Source organism: Rhodococcus sp. Z13 (assembly GCF_025837095.1).
GTDB lineage: Bacteria > Actinomycetota > Actinomycetes > Mycobacteriales > Mycobacteriaceae > Rhodococcus > Rhodococcus sacchari.
In genome coordinates this window covers 2,780,296-2,801,930 of record NZ_CP107551.1, presented here as the reverse complement: position 1 = coordinate 2,801,930, position 21,635 = coordinate 2,780,296, and the positions used below count along the sequence as shown (strand labels likewise).

The 21,635-nt window shown below is 69.5% G+C and carries 19 protein-coding genes, 2 tRNA genes and 2 pseudogenes; 13 read left to right on the top strand and 10 right to left on the bottom strand.

The genetic code is table 11. The features are described 5' to 3' along the window. Positions 1-2: 2 nt before the first annotated feature. Positions 3-419, bottom strand: a complete 417-nt coding sequence (locus OED52_RS12760) for a Fur family transcriptional regulator (protein ID WP_264151248.1) — start codon at positions 417-419, stop codon at positions 3-5. Then, positions 416-724: an ArsR/SmtB family transcription factor gene (locus OED52_RS12755; RefSeq protein WP_264154690.1), complete on the bottom strand. Its 309-nt coding sequence runs from the start codon at positions 722-724 to the stop codon at positions 416-418. The genes OED52_RS12760 and OED52_RS12755 overlap by 4 nt, the downstream gene beginning before the upstream one ends. Before the next feature lie 254 nt (positions 725-978). Here OED52_RS12755 and OED52_RS12750 point away from each other — a divergent pair, with 254 nt between their 5' ends. Further along, positions 979-2,370, top strand: coding sequence for a glycine--tRNA ligase (locus tag OED52_RS12750; protein ID WP_264151247.1), 1,392 nt, complete (start codon positions 979-981; stop codon positions 2,368-2,370). Between the two features lie 63 nt (positions 2,371-2,433). Here the strand turns inward: OED52_RS12750 and OED52_RS12745 are convergent, their stop codons facing one another. After that, entirely contained in the window at positions 2,434-3,501 is a 1,068-nt protein-coding gene (locus OED52_RS12745) for a DUF6670 family protein (protein ID WP_264151246.1), read from the bottom strand. A gap of 4 nt (positions 3,502-3,505) precedes the next feature. After that, positions 3,506-5,539, bottom strand: coding sequence for a TPM domain-containing protein (locus OED52_RS12740; protein WP_413247657.1), 2,034 nt, complete (start codon positions 5,537-5,539; stop codon positions 3,506-3,508). Positions 5,540-5,625: 86 nt separating this feature from the next. Here OED52_RS12740 and OED52_RS12735 point away from each other — a divergent pair, with 86 nt between their 5' ends. From OED52_RS12735 to dnaG, 3 genes are all read left to right on the top strand, one after another. After that, positions 5,626-6,297, top strand: a complete 672-nt coding sequence (locus OED52_RS12735; protein ID WP_264151244.1) for a YdcF family protein — start codon at positions 5,626-5,628, stop codon at positions 6,295-6,297. Positions 6,298-6,382: 85 nt separating this feature from the next. Beyond that, a complete protein-coding gene (locus OED52_RS12730) occupies positions 6,383-7,654 on the top strand; it encodes a deoxyguanosinetriphosphate triphosphohydrolase (RefSeq protein WP_264154689.1) in 1,272 nt (423 codons plus the stop codon). A gap of 27 nt (positions 7,655-7,681) precedes the next feature. Further along, positions 7,682-9,571, top strand: a complete 1,890-nt coding sequence (gene dnaG, locus OED52_RS12725; protein WP_264151243.1) for a DNA primase — start codon at positions 7,682-7,684, stop codon at positions 9,569-9,571. Between the two features lie 16 nt (positions 9,572-9,587). On the opposite strand, the gene OED52_RS12720 is transcribed toward dnaG, so the two are convergent. Next, on the bottom strand, positions 9,588-9,833 hold the full coding sequence (locus OED52_RS12720) for a hypothetical protein (protein ID WP_264151242.1): 246 nt from the start codon (positions 9,831-9,833) through the stop codon (positions 9,588-9,590). Between the two features lie 151 nt (positions 9,834-9,984). On the opposite strand from OED52_RS12720, the gene OED52_RS12715 reads away from it, so the two are divergent. Both OED52_RS12715 and OED52_RS12710 read left to right on the top strand, forming a co-directional pair. After that, positions 9,985-10,057, top strand: a tRNA-Asn gene (locus OED52_RS12715). Positions 10,058-10,240: 183 nt separating this feature from the next. Continuing rightward, positions 10,241-10,314, top strand: a tRNA-Ile gene (locus tag OED52_RS12710). 133 nt (positions 10,315-10,447) lie between these two features. Here the strand turns inward: OED52_RS12710 and OED52_RS12705 are convergent. Further along, the gene (locus tag OED52_RS12705) at positions 10,448-11,686 is read right to left on the bottom strand and encodes a metal-dependent hydrolase family protein (RefSeq protein ID WP_264151241.1); all 1,239 of its coding nucleotides are present in this window, start codon (positions 11,684-11,686) and stop codon (positions 10,448-10,450) included. Positions 11,687-12,056: 370 nt separating this feature from the next. On the opposite strand from OED52_RS12705, the gene nhaA reads away from it, so the two are divergent. Further along, a complete protein-coding gene (gene nhaA / locus OED52_RS12700) occupies positions 12,057-13,919 on the top strand; it encodes a Na+/H+ antiporter NhaA (protein ID WP_264151240.1) in 1,863 nt (620 codons plus the stop codon). Between the two features lie 6 nt (positions 13,920-13,925). On the opposite strand, the gene OED52_RS12695 is transcribed toward nhaA, so the two are convergent. After that, positions 13,926-14,657: a TetR/AcrR family transcriptional regulator gene (locus OED52_RS12695; protein ID WP_264151239.1), complete on the bottom strand. Its 732-nt coding sequence runs from the start codon at positions 14,655-14,657 to the stop codon at positions 13,926-13,928. Positions 14,658-14,732: 75 nt separating this feature from the next. On the opposite strand from OED52_RS12695, the gene OED52_RS12690 reads away from it, so the two are divergent. Continuing rightward, positions 14,733-15,137, top strand: a complete 405-nt coding sequence (locus OED52_RS12690; protein ID WP_264151238.1) for a VOC family protein — start codon at positions 14,733-14,735, stop codon at positions 15,135-15,137. Positions 15,138-15,189: 52 nt separating this feature from the next. On the opposite strand, the gene OED52_RS12685 is transcribed toward OED52_RS12690, so the two are convergent. Both OED52_RS12685 and OED52_RS12680 read right to left on the bottom strand, forming a co-directional pair. Then, complete coding sequence (locus OED52_RS12685) at positions 15,190-15,627, bottom strand: VOC family protein (RefSeq protein WP_264151237.1); 438 nt, start codon at positions 15,625-15,627, stop codon at positions 15,190-15,192. Position 15,628: 1 nt separating this feature from the next. Next, positions 15,629-16,202 (bottom strand): annotated as a pseudogene (locus OED52_RS12680) (DinB family protein). Between the two features lie 61 nt (positions 16,203-16,263). Between OED52_RS12680 and OED52_RS12675 the strand changes: the two are divergent. Then, positions 16,264-17,230 (top strand): annotated as a pseudogene (locus tag OED52_RS12675) (helix-turn-helix transcriptional regulator). Then, entirely contained in the window at positions 17,227-17,418 is a 192-nt protein-coding gene (locus tag OED52_RS12670) for a hypothetical protein (RefSeq protein WP_264151236.1), read from the top strand. The pseudogene OED52_RS12675 and the gene OED52_RS12670 overlap by 4 nt, the downstream one beginning before the upstream one ends. Positions 17,419-17,428: 10 nt before the next feature. Here the strand turns inward: OED52_RS12670 and OED52_RS12665 are convergent, their stop codons facing one another. Next, a complete protein-coding gene (locus OED52_RS12665; protein ID WP_264151235.1) occupies positions 17,429-18,442 on the bottom strand; it encodes an alpha/beta hydrolase in 1,014 nt (337 codons plus the stop codon). A gap of 437 nt (positions 18,443-18,879) precedes the next feature. On the opposite strand from OED52_RS12665, the gene OED52_RS12660 reads away from it, so the two are divergent. The 3 genes from OED52_RS12660 to OED52_RS12650 all read left to right on the top strand — a co-directional run bounded on the left by OED52_RS12660 (position 18,880) and on the right by OED52_RS12650 (position 21,547). Continuing rightward, positions 18,880-20,007, top strand: a complete 1,128-nt coding sequence (locus OED52_RS12660; RefSeq protein ID WP_264151234.1) for an NDMA-dependent alcohol dehydrogenase — start codon at positions 18,880-18,882, stop codon at positions 20,005-20,007. Between the two features lie 94 nt (positions 20,008-20,101). Next, the gene (locus tag OED52_RS12655) at positions 20,102-20,914 is read left to right on the top strand and encodes a serine hydrolase domain-containing protein (protein WP_264151233.1); all 813 of its coding nucleotides are present in this window, start codon (positions 20,102-20,104) and stop codon (positions 20,912-20,914) included. 123 nt (positions 20,915-21,037) lie between these two features. Continuing rightward, positions 21,038-21,547 (top strand): DUF3145 domain-containing protein, encoded by a 510-nt coding sequence (locus OED52_RS12650; protein ID WP_264151232.1) that lies wholly within the window; start codon positions 21,038-21,040, stop codon positions 21,545-21,547. Positions 21,548-21,635: the final 88 nt, after the last annotated feature.

Below are 21,635 nucleotides of genomic sequence, written 5' to 3'. Positions count from 1 at the left end.
CGTCAGTTGCTCGCGACGGCGCAGTCCCGGCAGCTGCCGAAGATCTCGACGGTGTGGCTGACGTCGACGAACCCGTTGGACTCGGCGACCTCGTGCGCCCACTTCTCCACCTCGGGGCCGTCGACCTCCACGGTGAAGCCGCAGTGCCGGCACACCAGATGATGGTGGTGTCCCGACGAGCAGTGCCGGAACAGCGACTCGCCGGTGTCGGTGCGCAGCACGTCCACGACCCCGGCTTCGGCGAGGGACTGCAGGGTGCGATAGACGGTGGTCAGGCCGATGCCTTCGCCCCGCTTGCGCAGCTCGTCGTGCAGGTCCTGCGCGGAGCGGAACTCCTCGGTGTTCTCGAGCAGATCCACGATCGCGCTGCGTTGACGGGTCGAGCGGACCCCCACGAGAGGTTTGCGAGCGGAGGTCACTGCGAACGTCCTTCCTGGGCGTGAGCGACGGCATCGACGACGATCCGGGCGAGGTGGTCGTCGGCCAGGTGGTACAGCACCTCGCGGCCTGCGCGTTCGCCGCGGACCACCCCGGCGGACTTGAGGACCCGCAGGTGCTGGCTGATGAGGGGTTGGGTGACCCCGAGGGTTCCGACGAGTTCGTGCACGCAGCGGGCCGATTCGCGCAGCTCCAGCACGATGGAGATGCGGACCGGTGCGGACAGGGCCCGCAGCAGTTCGCCGGCGGCGACCAGTGTGTCGGGGGAGACCCGGGCGGCGGGCAGGAGTTCTCCGGGCCCGGGAGGGCGGCCGGTCGGCGTCGTGCTGCTGCAATCGCGTGGATCGGCGTCGACGCTCACGAGGCTCCTCGGCTGTGGATGGGTGGACGGCGGGAACCACCGTCTTATTGCAAACCGATTCCATTTTGATATGCGCAGATGTGCATGTCAACCGGCGCGAATTCGGGCCCGGATCGCGGAGCGATAGGCTTACACGACGACGCATGCTGCGAAAACCCGCATCGAAGATGGAGAACCGAGTGGCACCCAAATCCAAGATCGATACCGTCGCCAACCTCGCCAAGCGCCGGGGTCTGGTCTACCCCTGCGGCGAGATCTACGGCGGCACCAGGTCGGCCTGGGACTACGGGCCGCTCGGTGTGGAGCTCAAGGAGAACATCAAGAAGCAGTGGTGGCGCAACATGGTCACCAGCCGCGAGGACGTCGTCGGCCTCGATTCGTCGGTGATCCTGCCGCGTCAGGTGTGGGTCGCGTCCGGCCACGTGGGCGTGTTCAACGACCCGCTCGTCGAGTGCCTGAGCTGTCACAAGCGGCACCGGCAGGACCACCTGCAGGAGGCCTACGCGGAGAAGAACAAGGTCGACGACCCCGACTCCGTGCCGATGAGCGAGATCGTCTGCCCGGACTGCGGCACCAAGGGCCAGTGGACCGAGCCCCGCGACTTCAACATGATGCTCAAGACCTATCTCGGTCCGATCGAGAGCGAGGAGGGGCTGCACTACCTGCGTCCCGAGACCGCCCAGGGCATCTTCGTGAACTTCGCCAACGTGCTCACCACCTCGCGCAAGAAGCCGCCCTTCGGCATCGGCCAGATCGGCAAGAGCTTCCGCAACGAGATCACCCCCGGCAACTTCATCTTCCGCACCCGCGAGTTCGAGCAGATGGAGATGGAGTTCTTCGTCAAGCCGGGCGAGGACGAGCAGTGGCACCAGTACTGGATCGACTACCGGATGAACTGGTACATCGATCTCGGTATCAACAAGGACAACCTGCGGCTGTACGAGCACCCGAAGGAGAAGCTGTCCCACTACTCGAAGCGCACCGTCGACATCGAGTACCGCTTCCACTTCCAGGGCAGCGAGTGGGGTGAGCTCGAGGGCGTCGCCAACCGCACCGACTTCGACCTGTCCACCCACTCGAAGCACTCCGGCACCGACCTGAGCTTCTTCGACCAGGCCACCAACGAGCGCTACACCCCGTACGTCATCGAGCCGGCGGCCGGCCTGACCCGCTCGCTCATGGCCTTCCTCGTCGACGCCTACTCCGAGGACGAGGCCCCCAACGCCAAGGGCGGTGTCGACAAGCGCACCGTGCTGCGCCTCGACCGTCGTCTCGCGCCGGTCAAGGCCGCGGTGCTGCCGCTGAGCCGCAACGCCGACCTGAGCCCCAAGGCCAAGGATCTCGCCGCGAAGCTGCGCCAGAACTGGAACATCGAGTTCGACGACGCCGGCGCCATCGGCCGCCGCTACCGTCGCCAGGACGAGATCGGTACCCCGTTCTGCATCACGGTCGACTTCGACACCCTCGAGGACCAGGCCGTCACGATCCGCGAGCGCGACACCATGGCGCAGGAGCGCGTGAGCCTCGACCAGGTCGAGGGCTACCTCGCGCAGCGTCTGCTCGGCTGCTGACGATCCTTCTCCGACGGTGCCCTCCGATCCGTCCGGATCGGAGGGCACCGTCGTGTGTCGGGGCTATCCCCCGCGGCGGTCGATGTATTCGCAGTAGCCGCGACCGGAGATCGTCTCGCCGCGCCAGGTCGCCGAGAACGCGAAGCCGGTGACGAACCCGGTACCGAGTCCGTAGGTGAACGGCGTGTCCATGTCCGCCTCGAGGTCCAGCCAGGGCCGGCCGCTGTCGTCCCGCACGAGGAAACGGGTACGCTGCGGCACCGGCATCGGGACGCCGTAGGGCGTCGGCTCCGGATCGGGCCGCACCTCCAGCACCTCGAAATCGACGTCGGCGAACCGCCGTCCGGCTCCCTCGCGGGTGCGCAGGATCGCCGTCGTCATGAACGGAGCGCCGCCGATTCCGTAGCGGCTCAACAGGATCTGCGTGTCCGGATCGAGATCGACGATCTGGTAGACGAACTGGTCGAGCGGTGCCTTCGCCGCGGGCGGCAGGGGAGTGGACCGCGCCAGATACGGACTCGGCATCGCGCCGTACTCGAACGAACACAGTCCCTCGGCCGAGACGCTCGTCCTGCCGTGGGTGAAGGTCCCCGCGTATTCGGTGAGCAACCCGAAGTGCTTGTAGACCGGGCTGCGGAAGAACCACGACACCGTGCCGGTGTTGGTGAGCGTCAGTGCGACGTCCACCTCGCCGAGCCGGCCCACCAACTCGTAGTGCGGATAGCGTCCGGTGAGCGTCAGGTCGTCGCCGAACCGCACCAGCGACCCGTCGGGGGAGGAGACGAAATCGTCTCCGATCGCGTAGTTCCCGACGTGCGCCGGATGCGACGCCGCCGTCCCCGCCACCACCGAGGCGTTGCGGCGGGGCGGGGCGACGAGCGCGTCGTCGTTGTCGAAGGCCAGCGACCCGGTGGCACCGATGAGGGACATCATCGAGAAGAACCGGTGCGGCTCGGGCAGATCCGGGATCATCACCCCGTAGTGCACCCACCCGAACCGCCGCGAGTCGACGTGCGGCCGCAGGATGTCGGGTTCGGAGAACGGTTTTCCGTCCGACCGGTCGGCGGTGTCGAACACCCGGCGCGCCGAGGCGAGACCGGTGCGCAGGGCGCGGGCTGCCAGCGGATGCATCGGTCTAGAACCGTCCGCCGCTCGACCCGCCGAATCCGCCACCACCGCCGCCGAATCCACCGCCGCCGAATCCACCGCCGCCGAATCCACCACCGCCGAATCCGCCGCCCCCGCCGCGGTGACCGCCCCCGCCGCTGAGGATGCTGTTGATGATGATGCCGCCGAGAACCGCGCCGGCGACGTTGCCGCCGGACGACCCACCGCGCGGCGGCCGTTGCTGACGATCCCACCGCTGCACGTCGCTCTGCGCCGACCGCAACGCCTGTGAGGCGAGCGACGCCGCCTGCCGGGCGTGCTGGATCGCGGCCGCGGGATCGGTCTGCGCGGTCTGCTGGGCGGTCTGCAGGTAGCGCTCGGCCTCCGACAGGCGGGTGCGGGCCTGCGCGCCCACCACCCCGCGGCGGGTGCCGATGAAGTCGGCCGCCGCGGTGACCTGCGAGCGGGCCGCGGTCAGATCCTGCTCGAGCCGGCGCTGCAGCTCGGCGGCCTCCTGCTGCGCCTGACGCGTCCGCGCGCGCAGCTCGTCGAGCCGGGCGTCGGCCTCGACCACCCGGGTGAAGCTGCCCAGCGGGTCGCTGTGCTGCCCGGCGCGGGCCTGGGCGAGCGCCTCCTCCACCGCGTGCAGCGCCTCGGCGAGCTCGGGACCGCCCGCCCCGAGCAACTGCCGGGCGTCGACGACGCCCTGCTGGGCGTCCTCCATCGCTGCGGGCAGCGTCGCGATGGCCCGGCGGATGTCCTGCTGGGCGTGGTCGAGGGCGTCGAGCAGCGTCGTGGCGTGTCCGAGGGCGCGCTCGGCGTCGCGGATGGCCCGGACGGCGTCGCCCTGCTGTCCCACCGGCCGGGCGGCAGCGGTGCGGCCCTGATCGATCGCGTTCTCCGCGAAGGCGATCTCCTCCTTCGCGAGCGTGACGTTGTCGGCCACCGGCGCCAGCGCCTCGGCGGGGAACTCGGTGTGCAGCTGCGCGAGGGTCTGCTCGGCCTGCGGCAGACGCGCCTGCAGGGTGATCACCCGCTGGGTCAGTGCATCCAGCCGGGCGGGCGCGTCGAGCAGCAGATTGCGCATCTTGTCGAACGCCTCGATCTGCGCGTCGAGCTCGCGGTGCGCCTGCCCGCACGACGAGACCAGCTGCACGAGCATGTCGCGCTGCTGCTCCGGGGTCTCGGGGATGTCGTCGTCGAGCCGCTGCCGGATCTCGAAGGCGTGCGCCAGCGCGGCCTGCGCCTGCCGGTAGGCGCGGTCGAACGGTTCCACCGCCGCGTCCCCGAACTCCCCGCGGGCGAGGTCGAGCGCCTCGGCGCTGGACCGGACCGCGTTGTCGGTCTCCACCAGCAGGGTCTGCGCGTACTGGTCGAGTCCCTCGACGGGCAGGGCCCGCAGCGCGGTGGTGTCGGACGGGTCGATCTGCGCGGCCTGCGCCGCGCCGGCCTCGGCCCGCTTGCGCTTCGACCGCCGGCTGTAGGCGTAGACACCGGCGCCGCCGGCCGCGATCACACCGCCCCCGACGAGCAGCGTCGTCGCCGACCCACCCGACGACGACAGCGCGTCACCCAGGCCGTCCGCCGCACCCACCGCGGCGCCGGCCCAGTCGTCCTTCCGCAGCGCGGGCACGATGTCGGACGTGCTGATCCGGTCGCGCTCGCGCTCGGAGATCTTCGACCCGTCGGGCGTCCACAGCGCGAACTCCCGGTCGCCGGTCGCCACCGCCAGCAGCGCGGTGTCCGAACCGAAGTTGCTGGCCTTCGCCGTGGCCTGCGCCCAGCTGTCGTAGTCGCGGCCGTCGAAGCTGGACACGTACGCCACCCACAGCTGCAGACCGTGTTCGTCGTACAGCGCGTCCGTGGCCTCCTGGATCCGCGCGCGGTCCGCGGCGTCGAGCACCCCGGCGGTGTCGGTGATCGGCTGCGGCAGCCGTGAGGGCGGCTCGGCCGAGGCCACCGCGGGGAGCGCCCACCACGCGAGCACTGCCAGCAGGGCGGGGACGAATGCGAGCACGGAACGCGTAGCGCGTCGAGAGGATGCGGCCGGTACGTGTGGCATGGGACCGAATCTAGTGCGTGCCCGCCCCGAGTGTGATCGGCGCGTCATCCGGACGGGCCCGTCGCGGACACTGGCAGAATCGGGGAGTGAGTACCGCATCGACACCCACCGGGGACGAACTCGGCTTCGGCGCCCGCGCCGCGCGCTGGGTCCGGCGACTGATCGTCGGTGCCCTGCTCGCCGCGCTCCTGCTCGTCGCCGGCACGGCCCTGCGGGTGTGGCAGGTCGCGCGGATCGACGACCGCACCCCCGCCGACGCCATCGTCGTGCTCGGAGCCGCCCAGTACTCCGGCACCCCGTCGTCGGTGTTCGAGGCGCGGCTCGAGCAGGCCCGCAAGCTCTACGAGGCGGGCGTCTCGCCCCGCATCGTGACGGTGGGCGGCAAACAGGAGGGCGACCTGTACACCGAGGCCGCCGCGGGCAAGAACTATCTCGTCTCCCGTGGGGTGCCCGAGGACGCGATCGTCGCGGTCGAAGAGGGCTCGGACACCCTGCTCAGCGTCGAGGCCGTCAGCCGGGAGATGGGGGAGATGGGCCTGTCGTCGGTGGTGCTCGTCAGCGACCCCTGGCACTCGCTGCGCACCCGCACCATGGCGCGCGACGCCGGGCTCGACGCGTGGACCGCCCCCACCCGTCAGGGACCGGCGGTGTTCACCCGCGAGTCGCAGGTGCACGGGATCGCCCGCGAGACGGGGGCGTTGATCTGGTACCAGCTCACCCACTTCTCCGCGGACTTCCCGTACACCGCCGAGCAGTGACGCGACAGGGCAGTGACGCGACAGGGCAGTGACGCGACGGGGCGGTGACGGGAACGTAGGGTCTTCGGTGACGGAGGGCAGTGGGATGCAGGGTTACAGCGAACACGATCTCGAACGCCGGGTCGCCGAGCCGCGCAAGCGCTCGGCGCTCGCCGGGGCGGAGGTGGCGGCCTCCGAACGCACCGCCTTCGCGCGCGACCGTGCGCGCGTGCAGCACTGCGCCGCGCTGCGCCGGCTGGCCGACAAGACCCAGGTGGTCGGGCCCCGCGACGGCGACACGCCTCGCACCCGGCTGACGCACTCGATGGAGGTCGCGCAGATCGGCCGCAGCATCGCCGAGGGTCTCGGCGCCGACCCGGACCTCGTCGAACTCGCCGGGTTGGCCCACGACATCGGGCACCCGCCCTACGGCCACAACGGTGAGCGGGCGCTCGACGCGGTCGCGGCCGCCTGCGGTGGTTTCGAGGGCAACGCGCAGAACCTGCGCATCCTGTCCTGCCTCGAACCGAAGGTCCTGTATCCGGACGGATCGAGCGCGGGCCTGAACCTCACCCGCGCCTCCCTCGACGCGACCCTGAAGTACCCCTGGACCCGCCCGTCGCCGGGCGCGAAATTCGGGGCCTACGACGACGACGTCGACGTGTTGAACTGGGTCCGCGAGGGTGCACCCGAGCGGCGCAAGTGCCTCGAGGCGCAGATCATGGACTGGTCCGACGACGTCGCGTACTCCGTGCACGACCTCGAGGACGGGGTCATCGACGGCCGCATCGACCTGCGGGTACTGAAGGACCCCGACGCCGTCGCCGCGCTCATCGAACTCGGCATGCGCGAGTTCTCCGGACTCGTCCCGGACGAGCTCGTCGAGGCGGCCGACCGGTTGTCGTCCATGCCGGTGGTCCTCGACGTCGGAACCTACGACGGCACCCTCGCCAGTTCCGTGGCGCTCAAGCGGCTCACCAGCGAGCTGGTCGGCCGGTTCGCGACCGCGGCGATCCTCGGCACCCGGGAGGCCACCGAGGGGCGGTCCGTCACCCGCTACGACGCCGATCTGGTGGTGCCCGCGGTGGTGGCCTCGGAGGTCGCGCTGCTCAAGACGATGGCGCTGCAGTTCGTCATGTCGAACCAGGCGCACCGCGCGCGGCAGGAGGCGCAGCGCGAACGCATCCACCGCGTCGCCGAGTGGCTGCTGCGCACCGCGCCGGTGGGACTCGACCCGATCTTCGCCGCCGCGTGGAAGGCGGCGCCGGACGACGCCGCGAAGGTGCGGGTCGTGGTGGACCAGATCGCGTCGTGCACCGAGTCCCGGCTCGAACGCATCGACCGCGACAGTCTCGCTGCGCAGGCCAGCTGGGGGTAGGTCGGCGCGGCGGCTTAGACTCGCAGCGTGGCGGGCCGTATTTCAGACAGGGACATCGCGGCCGTTCGCGACCGCGTGCGCATCGAGGACATCGTCGGCGAGTACGTCGCCCTCAAGCGGGGCGGCGCCGATTCGCTCAAGGGGCTGTGCCCCTTCCACGACGAGAAGTCACCCTCTTTCCACGTGCGGCCCAATCATGGTCACTTCCACTGCTTCGGTTGCGGCGAGGGCGGCGACGTCTACTCGTTCCTGCAGAAGATCGAACACATCAGCTTCGTCGAGGCGGTCGAGCAGCTCGCCGAGCGGGTCGGCTACACCCTGAACTACGAGGGCGGGGGACCGTCCGTCCAGCGTGACCGCGGCACCCGCGCCCGGCTGGTCGCCGCGAACGCCGCGGCGCAGGAGTTCTACGCCGAGCAGTTGCGCACCCCCGACGCGCAGGCCGCCCGCGACTATCTCACCGAACGCAACTTCGACACCGCCGCCGCCGAGATGTTCGGCTGCGGCTACGCGCCCGCCGGCTGGGACGCGCTCACCAAGCATCTGCTGGGCCGGGGCTTCGAGTTCTCGGAACTCGAGGCGGCCGGACTGTCGCGGCAGGGGCGGCGCGGACCGATCGACCGCTTCCACCGCCGGTTGCTGTGGCCGATCCGCAACCTCGCGGGCGACGTCATCGGCTTCGGTGCCCGCCGGCTCTACGACGACGACCAGATCACCGCGAAGTACATGAACACACCGGAAACGGTGTTGTACAAGAAATCTCAGGTGCTGTTCGGGCTCGACCTCGCCAAGCGGGAGATCGCCCGGTCGCACCAGGCGGTGATCGTCGAGGGGTACACCGACGTCATGGCCATGCATCTGGCGGGAGTGAAAACCGCTGTGGCAGCGTGTGGTACGGCATTCGGTGACGAACATCTTGCGTTGCTGCGCCGACTTCTCATGGACGACAGCTTCTTCCGTGGCGAGGTCATCTACACCTTCGACGGTGACGAGGCCGGTCGCGCCGCAGCGATGAAGGCCTTCGAGGGGGATCAGAAGACCGCTGCGAAGACCTACGTCGCGATCGCACCGAAGGGCATGGACCCGTGCGAGTTGCGTCAGGCCTCCGGTGACGGAGCCGTGCGCGATCTCGTCGCGCGGCGCACCCCGATGTTCGAGTTCGTCGTGAAATCGATTCTCGCCGAGCATGATCTCGACACCGTCGAGGGGCGGGTCGAGGCACTGCGACGGTGTGTGCCGGTGGTGGCGCGCATCAAGGACCGCACGATCCGCGACAACTACGCCGTGCAGCTCGCGCACTGGACCGGTTGGGACGACATCCCCGCCGTGCGGCGACGCGTCCAGGAGGAGGCCCGCCGCGGCACCCGCGCCCCCGAGGCGAAGGCTCGTCCGGCGGCCCGCGAGACCGCGTCGGCGCTGCGGCGGCCCCGGCCCAACGATCCGGCGCTGTGGCCCCAGAGGGACGCTCTGAAGGCCGTACTGCAGTACCCCGGTATCGCGGGCACCGTGTTCGACTCCCTGCCGGAGGAGACGTTCACCGACCCGGCCTACGCCGCCGTTCGCAAGGCCGTCGCCGACGCCGGCGGCACCGCGGTCGGACTCGGGGGCGCCGAATGGGTCGACGCCGTCGGACGCGCCGCCACCGACCCGGTCGCGCACTCCCTCGTGATGGAACTCGCCGTCGAACCCATCCCCGCCGAGGAGGACCGCCTGCCCCGCTACGTCGGGGGCGTGCTGGCCCGGCTGCAGGAGGTGTGGGTCGGGGAGCAGGTCGCCGAACTGAAGTCCAAACTCCAGCGCATCTCCCCGGCGACCGAGTCGGAGGAGTTCCACGCCCTCCTCGGCGACCTCATGGCGCTCGAGCAGTACCGCCGGAGCCTGCTCGATCAGGCCATCGGCGACGGCTTGGCCGGCTAGAGCCCCTCGTCGCGCGTCAGCGCTTGAGCTGATCGTGCGGGACCATGATCGTGGTGGTCTCGTCGATCGGCTTCATCGGTTCGAGCTTCGGCTGCGGACTCAGACTGTCGGCGAGCTTCTGCCGCCCCACCTCGATCGCCTTCTTCGTGACGGGGCTCGCCGCCACCGCCCGGGCGGTCTTGCTGATCTGTTCGTAGCGGGCCCGGCCCGCCCGGGTGCCGAGTACGTACCCCGCGGCGACGCCGATCAACAAACGCATCAATGTGTTGTCCTTCCACCCTGTGCTTGCGCGTGTGCTCCATCCTGCCCGAACTGTAGTCATCATGCCCATATGCAGGCGATTTGGTGCTGAGGCGGGTGGGACGCTATGGTTTTTCACGCACCGAGGGAAACCGCGGAGCACCGCAGGACGATCCCCTGTAGCTCAATTGGCAGAGCATTCGACTGTTAATCGAACGGTTGCTGGTTCGAGTCCAGCCGGGGGAGCGGACAGAATCCTCCCACCCGATCCGGGTGGGAGGATTCCTTGTATGTGGGGTAGGAGATCCGGCCCCGCGAGAGCGGTGTGATCACGTCGAAGTCGCACCCTGGGGAGTGCGGCCCGTCGTATCCGGGTAGCATTCCAACGCGCCGCCCGATGAGGGCGGCGATGCGACGAGTGGTCGCGACGGGGCGGTAGCTCAGTCGGTTAGAGCCGCGGACTCATAATCCGCTGGTCGCGGGTTCGAGCCCCGCCCGCCCCACCTTCATCCGATTACGGTGGATCCGACCCCGGAAAGCAGGGCTCGATCCACCGAAATCGGTTTCCGTGCGACAGCAGAAGGCTCCGGGTCGCGCAGCGGGTGGCTGCGCGGCCCGGAGCCTTCGAGTGCCGGGTCAGACGGCGTATCCGCCGCGGTTGCTGGCGGCCTTGCCCTCCTTGAGTACGAGGAGGATGTTGTCGTGGTTGGCCAGCGACTCGATGTTCGCCAGCGGATCGCCCTTGACCACGACGACGTCGGCGAGTTTGCCGGCCTCGAGGGTGCCGAGCTTGTCCTCCACACCGCACAGTTCGGCGGAGGTGCGGGTGCCGGCGACGATGGCCTGCATCGGGGTCATGCCGCCGAACTTCACCAGGCAGCCGAGTTCCTCGAGGGTCGCGCCGTGATCGGGGACGAGACCGGCGTCGGTGCCGACGGCGACCTTGATGCCCGCCTCGACGGAGGCGGCGATGGACTCGTGCGCCAGGGCGTGCCACTTGGTGCTCTTGGCGACCGCCTGAGGGGTCGCGGTGTCGGGCTTGAGGGTCTCGATGAGGGTGGGGACGAGGAACTGGCCCCGGTCGACCATCTCGGCGCGCAGCTCGTCGGTGAGGGCGTAACCGTGCTCGATGGAGTGGGCGCCGCCCTGGACGGCGGCCCGGATGCCCGCGAAGCCGATCGCGTGCGCGGCGACCTTACGCCCGCCGTAGTTCTCGGCCTCCTCGACCAGCGCGGCGACGATCTCGGTGCGCGCACCCAGCCAGTCCGGGTCGTCGCTGGGGGAGGTGACACCACCGCTCGAGGCCACCTTGACGACGTCGATGCCGTTGCGCAGCAGCGCACGCACCTCGCGGCGTGCCTCGTCGACGGTGTCGACGATCAGGCCACCGACGAGCCCGGTGCCGTCGAGGCCCGAGGGGATGTGGAAATCGGCGTGGCCGCCGGTCTGGCTGAACATCTTGTCGGCGACCAGCAGACGCGGACCGGAAACCAGACCGTGCGCGACGGCGTCGCGGACACCGACGTCGACGCCCATGAGGTCGCGCACCGTGGTGACGCCGGCGCCGATGGTGGTCTTCAGCCGATCGATGAGTTCGAAGTAGCGGTAGGACGGCGGAACCATCGCTGCCATGATGGGGGAGCCCTTGGTGCCCGGCAGTGACAGGTGCACGTGGCAGTCGAAGAATCCCGGGCAGATCGTGTTGCCGCCGACGTCCACCCTCACCGGCTTCGTCGCGTCGTCGATCTGTGGCGCGCCGTCGGCCGCTCCCGCGTAGGTGATCTTGTCGTCCTCGATCACCACGACCGCGTCCGCAACCGGATCCGCGCCCGTGCCGTCGATCAACCGGGCATTGTGCAGGATGGTAGTCGTCATGGATTTTGGTTATACCGCAAATTGTCATTACGCAGGCCTTTGACAGGGTGGTCCCGCATCGGCCGATTCGGCATTATCCACGAAGGTGGCAGACGGGTGGTGAAAACGCTGCGATCTCCACGAGATCCCCACGGAGAAGGCTCATCTGACCTGCCTTCGCGTGCCGAATTCTCAATTTCACGAGGATGCCGCCCCCATTAATTCGCCCTCATTTTTCACCCTTGCGCGGCGGCCCGCAGAACGGGACGGGAACGCAATGGCCTGCCGGGAACATCGGCCGCCGGAAATAATCGACGACGGGCGCGGCGTTGTGAGCAGTCGTCGGCGCACCCACCGGCGTCGGGGGACGGACAGCGGAACGAGGGGACCCATGACGGTCGACGAGAATCCGACGAAGCTGCGCCGCGTGGGCGATCTCCTCGCCGGGGTCCGCGGCGGTACCGACGACGACACCCTCGCCGCAGAGGTCGTGCTCGCCGCCACCCTCACGGCACTGATCTGGGCCAACCTCGGCGGCTCCTACGAGGCGTTCTGGCACACGCCGGTGAGCATCCGCATCGGCGACTACGGCATCGACCTCGACCTGCAGCACTGGGTCAACGACGCGCTGATGACCCTGTTCTTCTTCGTCGTCGGCCTCGAGGTCAAACGTGAACTCACCCTCGGGGAACTCACCGACCGCACCCGCGCCGCGGTTCCGCTGGTGGCGGCCGTCGCCGGCCTGGTGCTGCCCGCCCTGCTCTTCCTGCTGTTCAACCCCGGTGGCGAGGAAGCGGGTGCATGGGGAGTGGTGGTCTCCACCGACACCGCATTCGTGCTCGGCGCGCTCGCCCTGGTCGGCCCCCGCTGCCCGGCGCGGCTCCGGGTGTTCGTCCTGACCCTCGCCGTGGCCGACGACATCGGTGCGCTCGGCATCATCGCCTTCGTCTACACCGACCACCTGCGGCCGGTCTTCCTGATCCCCGCCGCGCTCGGCCTGCTGCTGATCCTCCAGTTCCGCCGACTCGAGGTGTGGCGGGGTGTCGTCTACTTCGTCGTCGCGGCCGCGACCTGGGTGGCGTTCTACGAGTCGGGCGTCCACCCCACCCTCGCCGGGGTGCTGATCGCACTGATCCTTCCCGTCTACCCGCCGCGTCGCACCGAGGTGGAACGCGCGCACGAGCTCACCCGCGCGTTCCGGCAGTCGCCCAACTCCGACTACGCGCGGGCCGCTCAGCTCGGGGTGCTGCGCGCGGTGTCCGTCAACGAGCGGCTGCTGCGTCTCTACCGCCCCTACACGGCCTTCCTCGTGGTGCCGATCTTCGCGCTGGCCAACGCCGGGGTGGAAATCACCGCCGCGACCCTCGCCGCCGCGGTGCGGTCGCCGATCACCTGGGGCGTCGTCGTCGGGTTGGTGGTCGGCAAACTGGTCGGGATCACGGCGGCCACCGCGATCTTCGCCAGGCTGCGTCCGGGAAGTCTGCCGCCGGGATTGACGCTCTCGCAGATCGGTGGGGGCGCGGCGCTCGCCGGTATCGGGTTCACGATCTCGCTGTTCATCGTGGACCTGGCGATCGAGTCACCCGACGCCGCCGACGACGCCCGCATCGGTGTGCTCGCCGCCGCGGTGCTGGCCACCGCGCTGGGCTGGGCGCTGTTCCGGCTGGCCGACCGCCGCCACCCGCCCGAGGGGCCGGCCGGGCTCGTGTTGCTGCGCCCGGTGGACCCGGACCGCGACCACGTGCGCGGGCGGCACGACGCGCCGCTCACCCTCGTCGAGTACGGCGACTTCGAGTGTCCCTTCTGCAGCCGGGCCACCGGCAGCATCCGCGACGTGCACGACCACTTCGGCGACGACCTGCGCTACGTCTTCCGCCACCTGCCGCTCGACCATGAACACCCGCACGCGCGCGTCGCGGCCGAGGCCTCGGAGGCGGCCGCTGCGCAGGGCCGGTTCTGGGAGATGCACGACCATCTGTTCGCGCACAGCGACGCCCTGTCCCGCGACGAGATCTACGAGCACGCCGAACGCCTCGGGCTCGACATGGACCGGTTCGACGAGGACCTGCGGGTGGGGCGGTACCGGCACCGGGTCGAGGACGACGAACTCGACGCCGAGACCGGCGACGTCTCCGGCACCCCGACCTTCTATCTCGGTGCCACCGGATCGGACCTGCTCCGGCACACCGGGCCCTTCGACGCGGCCACCCTCATCCGGCGGCTCGAGGAGTTCGGTGGATCCGACCCCGCATAGCGGGGCTCAGTCCACCGAAGCCGCGACGAGCGCGTCGAGACCGTCGAGGACCCGCTGCAGCCCGAACGTCCAGGCGTGGTCGGGACTGTAGGTGGCGTTCATCGCCTCACCCGCCGCGCCGCCGACCCGCTGCGCGAGCGGATGCGCGTCGCCGAGATAGTGGGCCAGTCTCTCGTTCCAGCGCGCCCACGTCTCGGCCATATCGGCGGCGTGCGGATCCGGGCGCCGGGCCCGTGCGGCGGCCCGGACGAAATCGGCGACGAAGGTCAGGGCCGCGTCGCGCTGCACGTCGGTCAGGCCGGTGCCGTCGAAGGCGTGGAGTTCGTGGTCGTACTTCGCGATGGTGCCGGGGCCGAGGGCGGTGCGCTGGTCGTCGACGTCGAGGAGCCACGCGTGCGCCGCGTAGTGGGCGAGCTCGGTCTCGGCGACCTGCCGCACCCGCTCCCGCCAGGACGACGACGGGTAGGGCGGGCGTGGCTGCCGGGCGTGCACCCGGTCGACCATGAGGACGAGCAGATCGTCACGGGAGCCGACGTGGGTGTACAGCGCCATCGCGGACACCCCCAGGTCGGCGGCGAGCCGGCGGATCGTCACCGCGTCGAGGCCCTCGGCGTCGGCGATGCCGACGGCAGTGTCGACGGCCCGGGAGGTGGTCACCTTCGCGCGGGGGCCACGGCTGCCGCCCCGGGGGGCGTCGGGGTGGTCGCGCCACAGCAGATCGATCAGTTCACGAGCCATGGAGAAAACCTTCGCGCATCCCGACCTCCCCGCTTACACTGTACAACGTACGAAGTTTACCCCCGGAGGCGCCCCGTGAAGATTTCCGCGACCGCACTGTCCCTGAACGTCCCCGACACGGCGGCCTCCGCCGACTTCGCCCGCCGTCACTTCGGGTTCGAGGAGGCGATGGCGGCGGACGGATTCGTCTCCCTCGCCCATCCCGACGCCGGGTTCCATCTCGTCTTCCTGCGCACCGGGCTCGGCACCTTCAAGCCGGCGTCGATCGCCGGTTCCGCAGGGCAGGGGATGCTCATCGTGTTCGAGGTCGACGACCTCGACGCCGAGTTCGCGCGCATTGCGGCGGCCGGCGCGGCGGTGCTCACCGAACCCGAGACCGAACCGTGGGGCGAGCGGTACTGCCAGTTCGCCGATCCCAACGGGCTCGTCTGGCAGCTCGTGCAGTGGGTGTCGGAACCGCCCGCCGACGTGCAGGTCTGACGACCCGGTCCCGACGGCACGGGCCCGACGATTCGGCCCCGACGAATCCGGTTCAGTCCAGACAGAATTCGTTGCCCTCCGGATCGGTCATCACGATGTGACCGGCGCCGAGCGGGGGAGCGGGTTCGTGCCGCTCCACGCGACGGGCCCCGAGCGCGACCAGGCGATCGGCCTCGGCCTCCAGCGCCGCCATCCGGTCCGCACCGTCGAGGCCGGGGGCGGCCCGCACGTCGAGGTGCACCCGGTTCTTCGCCTGCTTGCCCTCGGGAACCCGCTGGAAGAACAGGCGCGGGCCGGTGCCCTCGGGATCGACGACCGCCGACGCGTCGTTCCGGCGCTCGGCCGGCACCCCCATCGCGTCGAGTGCTTCGTCCCAGGACGTGAATCCCGGTGGCGGACCTTGCACCCGGTAGCCGAGTGCCTCGGCCCAGAAGGCCGCCAGGGCGGCGGGGTCGGCGCAGTCGAAGGTGATCTGGACGTCGCGGGCCATGTCAGTTCGTCTCCTGGGTGATCCGGGCGTGCGAATGCAGGTGGAGGTCCCGCAGGAGGCAGACCTCCGACAGATGATGGATCAGCTCGCGGTGAATGTGCAGCACGAGCGCCGCCATCGGGTACTGCGCGTAGGGTCCCTCGGCCTCTCCGCACGGGCGGGCGAGGCCTGCCTCGCCCAGGGAGGCCACCCCCTCGGTCCAGATCGCCAGCTCGGTGTCGAGCTGGGCCAGGGCCTCGTCGGCGGTCGCCGCGTATTCGAACGAGGTGTAGTCGGTCGGGGGTCGTCCGAAGTGGCTCGCGTTGCGCATCGCCAGTACTCCGACGATCACGTGGCCGAGCCGCCAGGCGATCGTGGTGAACGGCGGCGGATCGGGTTCGGGGGAACGCGAAATCGATGGTCATTCCCCCGGCTCCGGCCTGTACCGGTGCGGTGCCCGTACCCCGGGGGCGCACGCTCCAGCAGCCGGGCGCGGGTTCCCAGAAGTACTCGTCGTCGGTGAGTCCGTGCAGTCGGCGGCGCACCGGGTAGGTGAGCTGGTTGCGGAGCAGTTCGTTCCAGTCGAGTGCGGTCATGACCTCAGGGTGCGCCATATTGCGGACAGATTCGGTCCGTGATCCGTGCGACGATGACCGCGTGACCGTCGAGACGACGACCGAACGGGTCCTGCGGCTGCTGGCACTGCTGCAGAGCCGGCCCTCCTGGACCGCCACCGACCTGGCCGAAGAACTCGGCGTCACCGACCGATCCGTCCGGCGCGACATCGAACGGCTGCGGGCGCTCGGCTATCCCGTGCGCGCGACCGCCGGTGTCGGCGGCGGATACCAGCTCGGCGCGGGCACCCGGCTTCCCCCGTTGCTCCTCGACGACGAGGAGGTCGTCGCGACGGCCGTCGCACTGCGACTGGCTTCGGGCAGTGCGATCACCGGCGCCGCCGAGGCCGCACTGCGGGCGCTGGCCAAGCTGGACCAGGTCATGTCCCCACGTCTGCGCGCCGAGGTGCGCGGTGTACGGGGCCACGGAGACCCTCGGCGGGCCGGAGACCGAGATCGACGCCGAGGTGCTGACCGCCCTGGCGCGCGGCTGCCGCGACGCGACGCGCATGCGGTTCCGGTACGCCACGCGGGACGAGCCCGACCGCGAACGCACGGTGGAACCGGTCCGCATGGTCGCCGCCGGGCAACGCTGGTACCTCATGGCCTGGGACGTCGACCGCGACGACTGGCGGACCTTCCGGCTCGACCGGATCCGCGAACTCGCCTCCACCACACGGCGTTTCCGGCCCCGCGCGCACCCCGACCCGGTGGCCTACGTCCGGCGGGCCGTGACCGAGGCGCCCTACCGGTACGTCGCCCGCATCCGGCTGCGCGCCTCCGCCGAGCAGGTCCGCGACCTGGTGCCGCCGCAGATCGGACGGGTCGAGGACGACGTCGACGGCTGGTGCGTCCTCGTCGTCGGCGCCCAGGATCCCGACTGGGTCGTGATGCACGTCGCGCGAATGGGTTTCGAATCGGTGCTGCTGGACCCACCCGAACTGCGCGAGTCCGCCGCACGTCTCGCGCACCGTCTCGCCGCGATGGCGGAGACCGATCCGCCGCGGTGAGGACCCGAGGGTGCGCGCCCGCCGTCGGCGCCCCGCCGACCTATCCGACCGACCGTGGCATCCCACCCGTCGTCGCCATCGATCACGTCCTGGTCGCCGACCGCACCGCTCTCGAGGTGGACACGGTCGACCTGCCCGGATCGGACCACCGCGCCGTTGTTGCGCGAATCCTGTTGGAAGCGAACTAGATCCGATCTGTCACTCGTCGATGTCCATCGACTCGGCGAGGATCGGCCACGCATTGCGCAGATCGTCCTCCCAGTAACCCCAGGAGTGCGTACCGGGGGCACCCAGCTCTGCGGTGAACGGGATGTCCAGGGAGTCGAGCCGCTCCGCCAGCTGCTGGGTGCACTGGAGCGTGGCCGCCTCGATCGCACCGCCCGCGACGATCTGGGTCGCGAACGACTCGCCCGCCACCCGTTCCTGCCCCGGAACGTCGTAGGGCCCGGGGAGACCGTTGCGGCTCGTGAGGTACAGCGCCTTGCCACGCAGCCGCTCGGCGTTGAGGTACACGTCGTGCTCGGCCCAGCGCGGATCGCTCGTCGGACCCCACATGTTCAGCACGTCGCCCTTGCCGCGGAGCTCGACGACGAGCTTGACGTACTGCTGCCCGAGGGGGTCGCTGGTGCGCACGCACCCGCTGAAGGAGGCGACACCCGAGTACAGGTCGCCGCCGTGGATCGCGAGGTCCAATGCGGACCCGGCACTCATCGACATCCCGATGATCGACTGGATGCCGTTGGCGTCCAACAGTTCGTCGACGACCGGTGGGAGCTCCTCGAGCAGGAAGGTCTGCCACCGGTTGCGGCCGAGGGTGGGATCGTCGGCGGCCCAGTCGGTGAAGTAGCTGAAGTTCCCGGTGGCCGGCACCACGACGTTGACGTTCTTGTCGGCGAAGAACTCCTCGATGTCGCTGCTCTCCATCCAGCCGGTCCCGGGGATGACGCCGACACCGGCGCCGCCGAGGGCGTAGACGACGGGGCGGGATTCGCTCGTGTCCGCGGGCCGGAGAACGTCGAGCGGTACGACCGTGTCCATGGCGGGGGAATAGACCTGAACCCTCCAGTGCTGGGGCGAGATCTCCTCCACGCCTTCGACGTAGGCGGTCGCGGGCTCGGGGATGGCATGTGCGGCCGGGGCGCCGGACAGTGCGACAGCGATGCCGAGCGTGAGAACTGCTGCGCCACGGCGGAATGCGGACGGACGACGCACGGAAGGAACTCCTCGATTCGGCAGGTGATGGTGACCGAGTCGTCCCCGATTCGACCCGTGGCAGAAGGATACCCGCGGCGTGCCAAGGGGTTTGGGTAAGGGTGACCTCGCATTTCGACTGGGCGCGGGAACGAGTTCCACTGTGGATGCGGCGCTTTCGCCGAAGTGAGTGATACCTGCGGTGACAGTATCGGGTGGTGGGATGTCGGATGTGGCCCCGGCGGACGTCGCCGGTGCGCCACCCGGACGCCCGTGAGCACGGCACCTGCGTTCGATCGAGATCGATCCGGACGCGGCCCGCGGAAGGATGCCGGGTCGCCTCGGCTCGGGGCGTGGCGGTGCCACCGATCGGGACAACCTCTAGAACCTGTTCCAATTCTGTGCGAATGTGGCTATCGTCACGTGCACAACAGGCAATGCGATGGAGGGCGAGCCAGATGAAGACCAAGGGTGCAGTGCTGTGGGGACTCAACGAGCCGTGGTCGGTCGAGGAGATCGAACTCGGTGATCCCGTTGCGGGTGAAGTGCAGATCCGCATGGAAGCTGCCGGCATGTGCCACTCGGACCACCACATCGTCACCGGAGCCACGCCGATGCCGTCCTTCCCCGCGATGGGCGGCCACGAGGGTGCGGGCGTGATCACGAAGGTCGGCGAGGGCGTCGTGGGCCTCGAGGTGGGTGACCATGTCGTGCTGTCCTTCATCCCCGCGTGCGGACGCTGTCCGTCCTGTGCCTCGGGGCACTCGAACCTGTGCGACCTCGGCGCCGGTCTGCTCAGCGGCCAGGCGATCTCCGACGGCACCTACCGCATCCAGGCGCGCGGCCAGAACGTGATCGCCATGTGCCTGCTCGGCACCTTCGCGCCGTACATGACGGTCAACCAGAGCCAGGTCGTCAAGATCGACAAGGACGTGCCGTTCGAGCTCGCCGCGCTGGTCGGCTGCGGCGTGCCCACCGGCTGGGGGTCGGCGACGAACATCGCCGAGGTCAAGGCCGGCGACTCGGTGGCGATCATCGGCGTCGGCGGTGTCGGCATGAGCGCCCTGCAGGGTGCCGTCGCGTCCGGTGCCCGCCACGTCTTCGCGATCGATCCGGTGCCGTGGAAGCGCGAGCAGGCCCTGAAGTTCGGTGCCACCCACGCCTATGCCTCCATCGAGGAGGCCATTGTGCCGATCATGGAGATCACCTGGGGCCGGATGTGCCACAAGACGATCATCACCGTCGGTGAGATGAAGGGTGAACTCGTCGACCCCGCCCTCACCCTCACCGCCAAGGGGGGGCGCTGCGTCGTGACCGCGATGGGCTACATGTCCGACATGGACGTCAAGCTCAACTCCTTCCTGTTCTCCATGCTGCAGAAGGACCTCAAAGGCAACATCTTCGGTGGCTGCAACGCCCGCGTCGACATCCCCAACCTGCTCGACCTGTACAAGTCGGGTCAGCTCAACCTGGCCGACATGGTCACCCGCACCTACACCCTCGAGCAGATCAACGAGGGTTACCAGGACATGCTCGACGGCAAGAACATCCGCGGTGTCATCCGCTACACCGAAGCGGACTGGTGAGCCGCACGCTCACGAGCCGGGGCCGGTGAGCCGCACGCTCACGGATACCCCGACTGGTGGGCCGCGCCCGATCGGCGTCTCGTAGGCTGAACGCGTGTCCAGTCTCGATCTGATCAGCGAATGGCCCGTCGACCGTGCCGCCGCCGCGGTGGTGACCCGCGGCGGCGGCACGGTCGCGTCCACCGGCGACCTCGACGCGGTCTTCCCTCTCGCCTCGGTGACGAAGCTGCTGGTCGCCTACGCCGCCCTCGTGGCCGTGGAGGAAGGCGCCATCGAACTGGATCAGCCTGCGGGCCCGCCCGGTTCGACGGTGCGGCATCTGCTCGCCCACGCCTCCGGACTCGCCTTCGGCGAGCGCACCGTGCAGGCGGAGCCGGGGCAGAAGCGGATCTACTCGAGCGCCGGATTCGAGGTGCTCGCCGAACTCGTCGAGGCCGAGACCGACATCCCCTTCCCCGAATATCTGGAACAGGCGGTCTTCGAGCCCCTCGGGATGCGCAACTCCGCGCTGCTGGGCCCCGCGGGTCACGGTGGCGAGTCGTCGGTGGCCGACCTGGCGCGCTTCGCGGCCGAACTGCTCGCCCCGGTTCTGGTGTCCGCGGAACTCTTCGCGGAGGCGACCAGTGTGCAGTTCCCCGGATTGCGCGGAATCGTGCCGGGTTACGGCTCCTTCAAATCGAACGACTGGGGTCTGGGTTTCGAGATTCGGGGCGAGAAGAACCCGCACTGGACCGCACCGACGAATTCGAACCGAACTTTCGGACATTTCGGTCAATCGGGGACATTTCTCTGGAATGACCCAGAAATCTCCACTGCCTGTGTGGTACTTACTGATCGTGCATTCGGAGACTGGGCGAAACCGCGCTGGCCGGCCCTCGGGGAAGCGGTTATCGCGGAATTCACATAAACCTCTCTGGTTCTCTGGCGAAACACACGACACACAGGCACACTTGTACCCAGTCCGCATGGAGGCACCTTGATCGACAAGGGTCGTTGGGGAAGACGTCCTGGTCGAATCGGAGGTGAATGTATGCGTGCATCCAATCAGTTCGCGGATGCCACGGCAGGAGTGATCTACGTGCACTCCTCCCCGGCTGCCGTGTGTCCGCATATCGAGTGGGCGCTGGCTGCCGTCCTCGATTGCCGGCCCGAACTGACCTGGACGGGGCAGCCGGCCGCTCCCGGCCTGCTGCGCACGTGCGTGGAGTGGGTCGGACCGGTGGGTACCGGTGCCCGGCTCGCCGAGACGCTGCGTGCCTGGCCGATGTTGCGTTTCGAGATCACCGAGAACCCCAGCGAAGGAGTGGACGGGGAACGCTTCAGCTACGTACCGCATCTCGGACTCTGGCGGGGAACGACCAGCGCCAACGGCGACGTCGTCGTCGGCGAGATGCGGTTGCGGGCCCTCCTCGCCTCCGCCTCCGACATCGAGAGCGAACTGCACCGCGCCCTCGGCACGGCCTGGGACGAGGAGCTCGAGCCGTACCGCAGCGGCGACGAGGGCGCCCAGGTGACCTGGCTCAGACGCGACGTCGGCTGACTCCGGTCGAGGACCTCGGCCGGGATGCCTCCTCTGTCGAAGGCGTCCGCTCTGCCCCGGACATCTCCGTCGTGGACGTCCGTTCTCT

Bases quoted from the DNA above. Each gene is read 5' to 3' on its own strand.
- OED52_RS12650 (WP_264151232.1), top strand. From the start codon at position 21,038: ATGCGTGCATCCAATCAGTTCGCGGATGCCACGGCAGGAGTGATCTAC.
- OED52_RS12740 (WP_413247657.1), bottom strand. From the start codon at position 5,539: ATGCCACACGTACCGGCCGCATCCTCTCGACGCGCTACGCGTTCCGTG.
- nhaA (WP_264151240.1), top strand. From the start codon at position 12,057: ATGACGGTCGACGAGAATCCGACGAAGCTGCGCCGCGTGGGCGATCTC.
- OED52_RS12730 (WP_264154689.1), top strand. From the start codon at position 6,383: ATGCAGGGTTACAGCGAACACGATCTCGAACGCCGGGTCGCCGAGCCG.
- OED52_RS12695 (WP_264151239.1), bottom strand. From the start codon at position 14,657: ATGGCTCGTGAACTGATCGATCTGCTGTGGCGCGACCACCCCGACGCC.
- OED52_RS12685 (WP_264151237.1), bottom strand. From the start codon at position 15,627: ATGGCCCGCGACGTCCAGATCACCTTCGACTGCGCCGACCCCGCCGCC.
- OED52_RS12660 (WP_264151234.1), top strand. From the start codon at position 18,880: ATGAAGACCAAGGGTGCAGTGCTGTGGGGACTCAACGAGCCGTGGTCG.
- OED52_RS12745 (WP_264151246.1), bottom strand. From the start codon at position 3,501: ATGCATCCGCTGGCAGCCCGCGCCCTGCGCACCGGTCTCGCCTCGGCG.
- OED52_RS12705 (WP_264151241.1), bottom strand. From the start codon at position 11,686: ATGACGACTACCATCCTGCACAATGCCCGGTTGATCGACGGCACGGGC.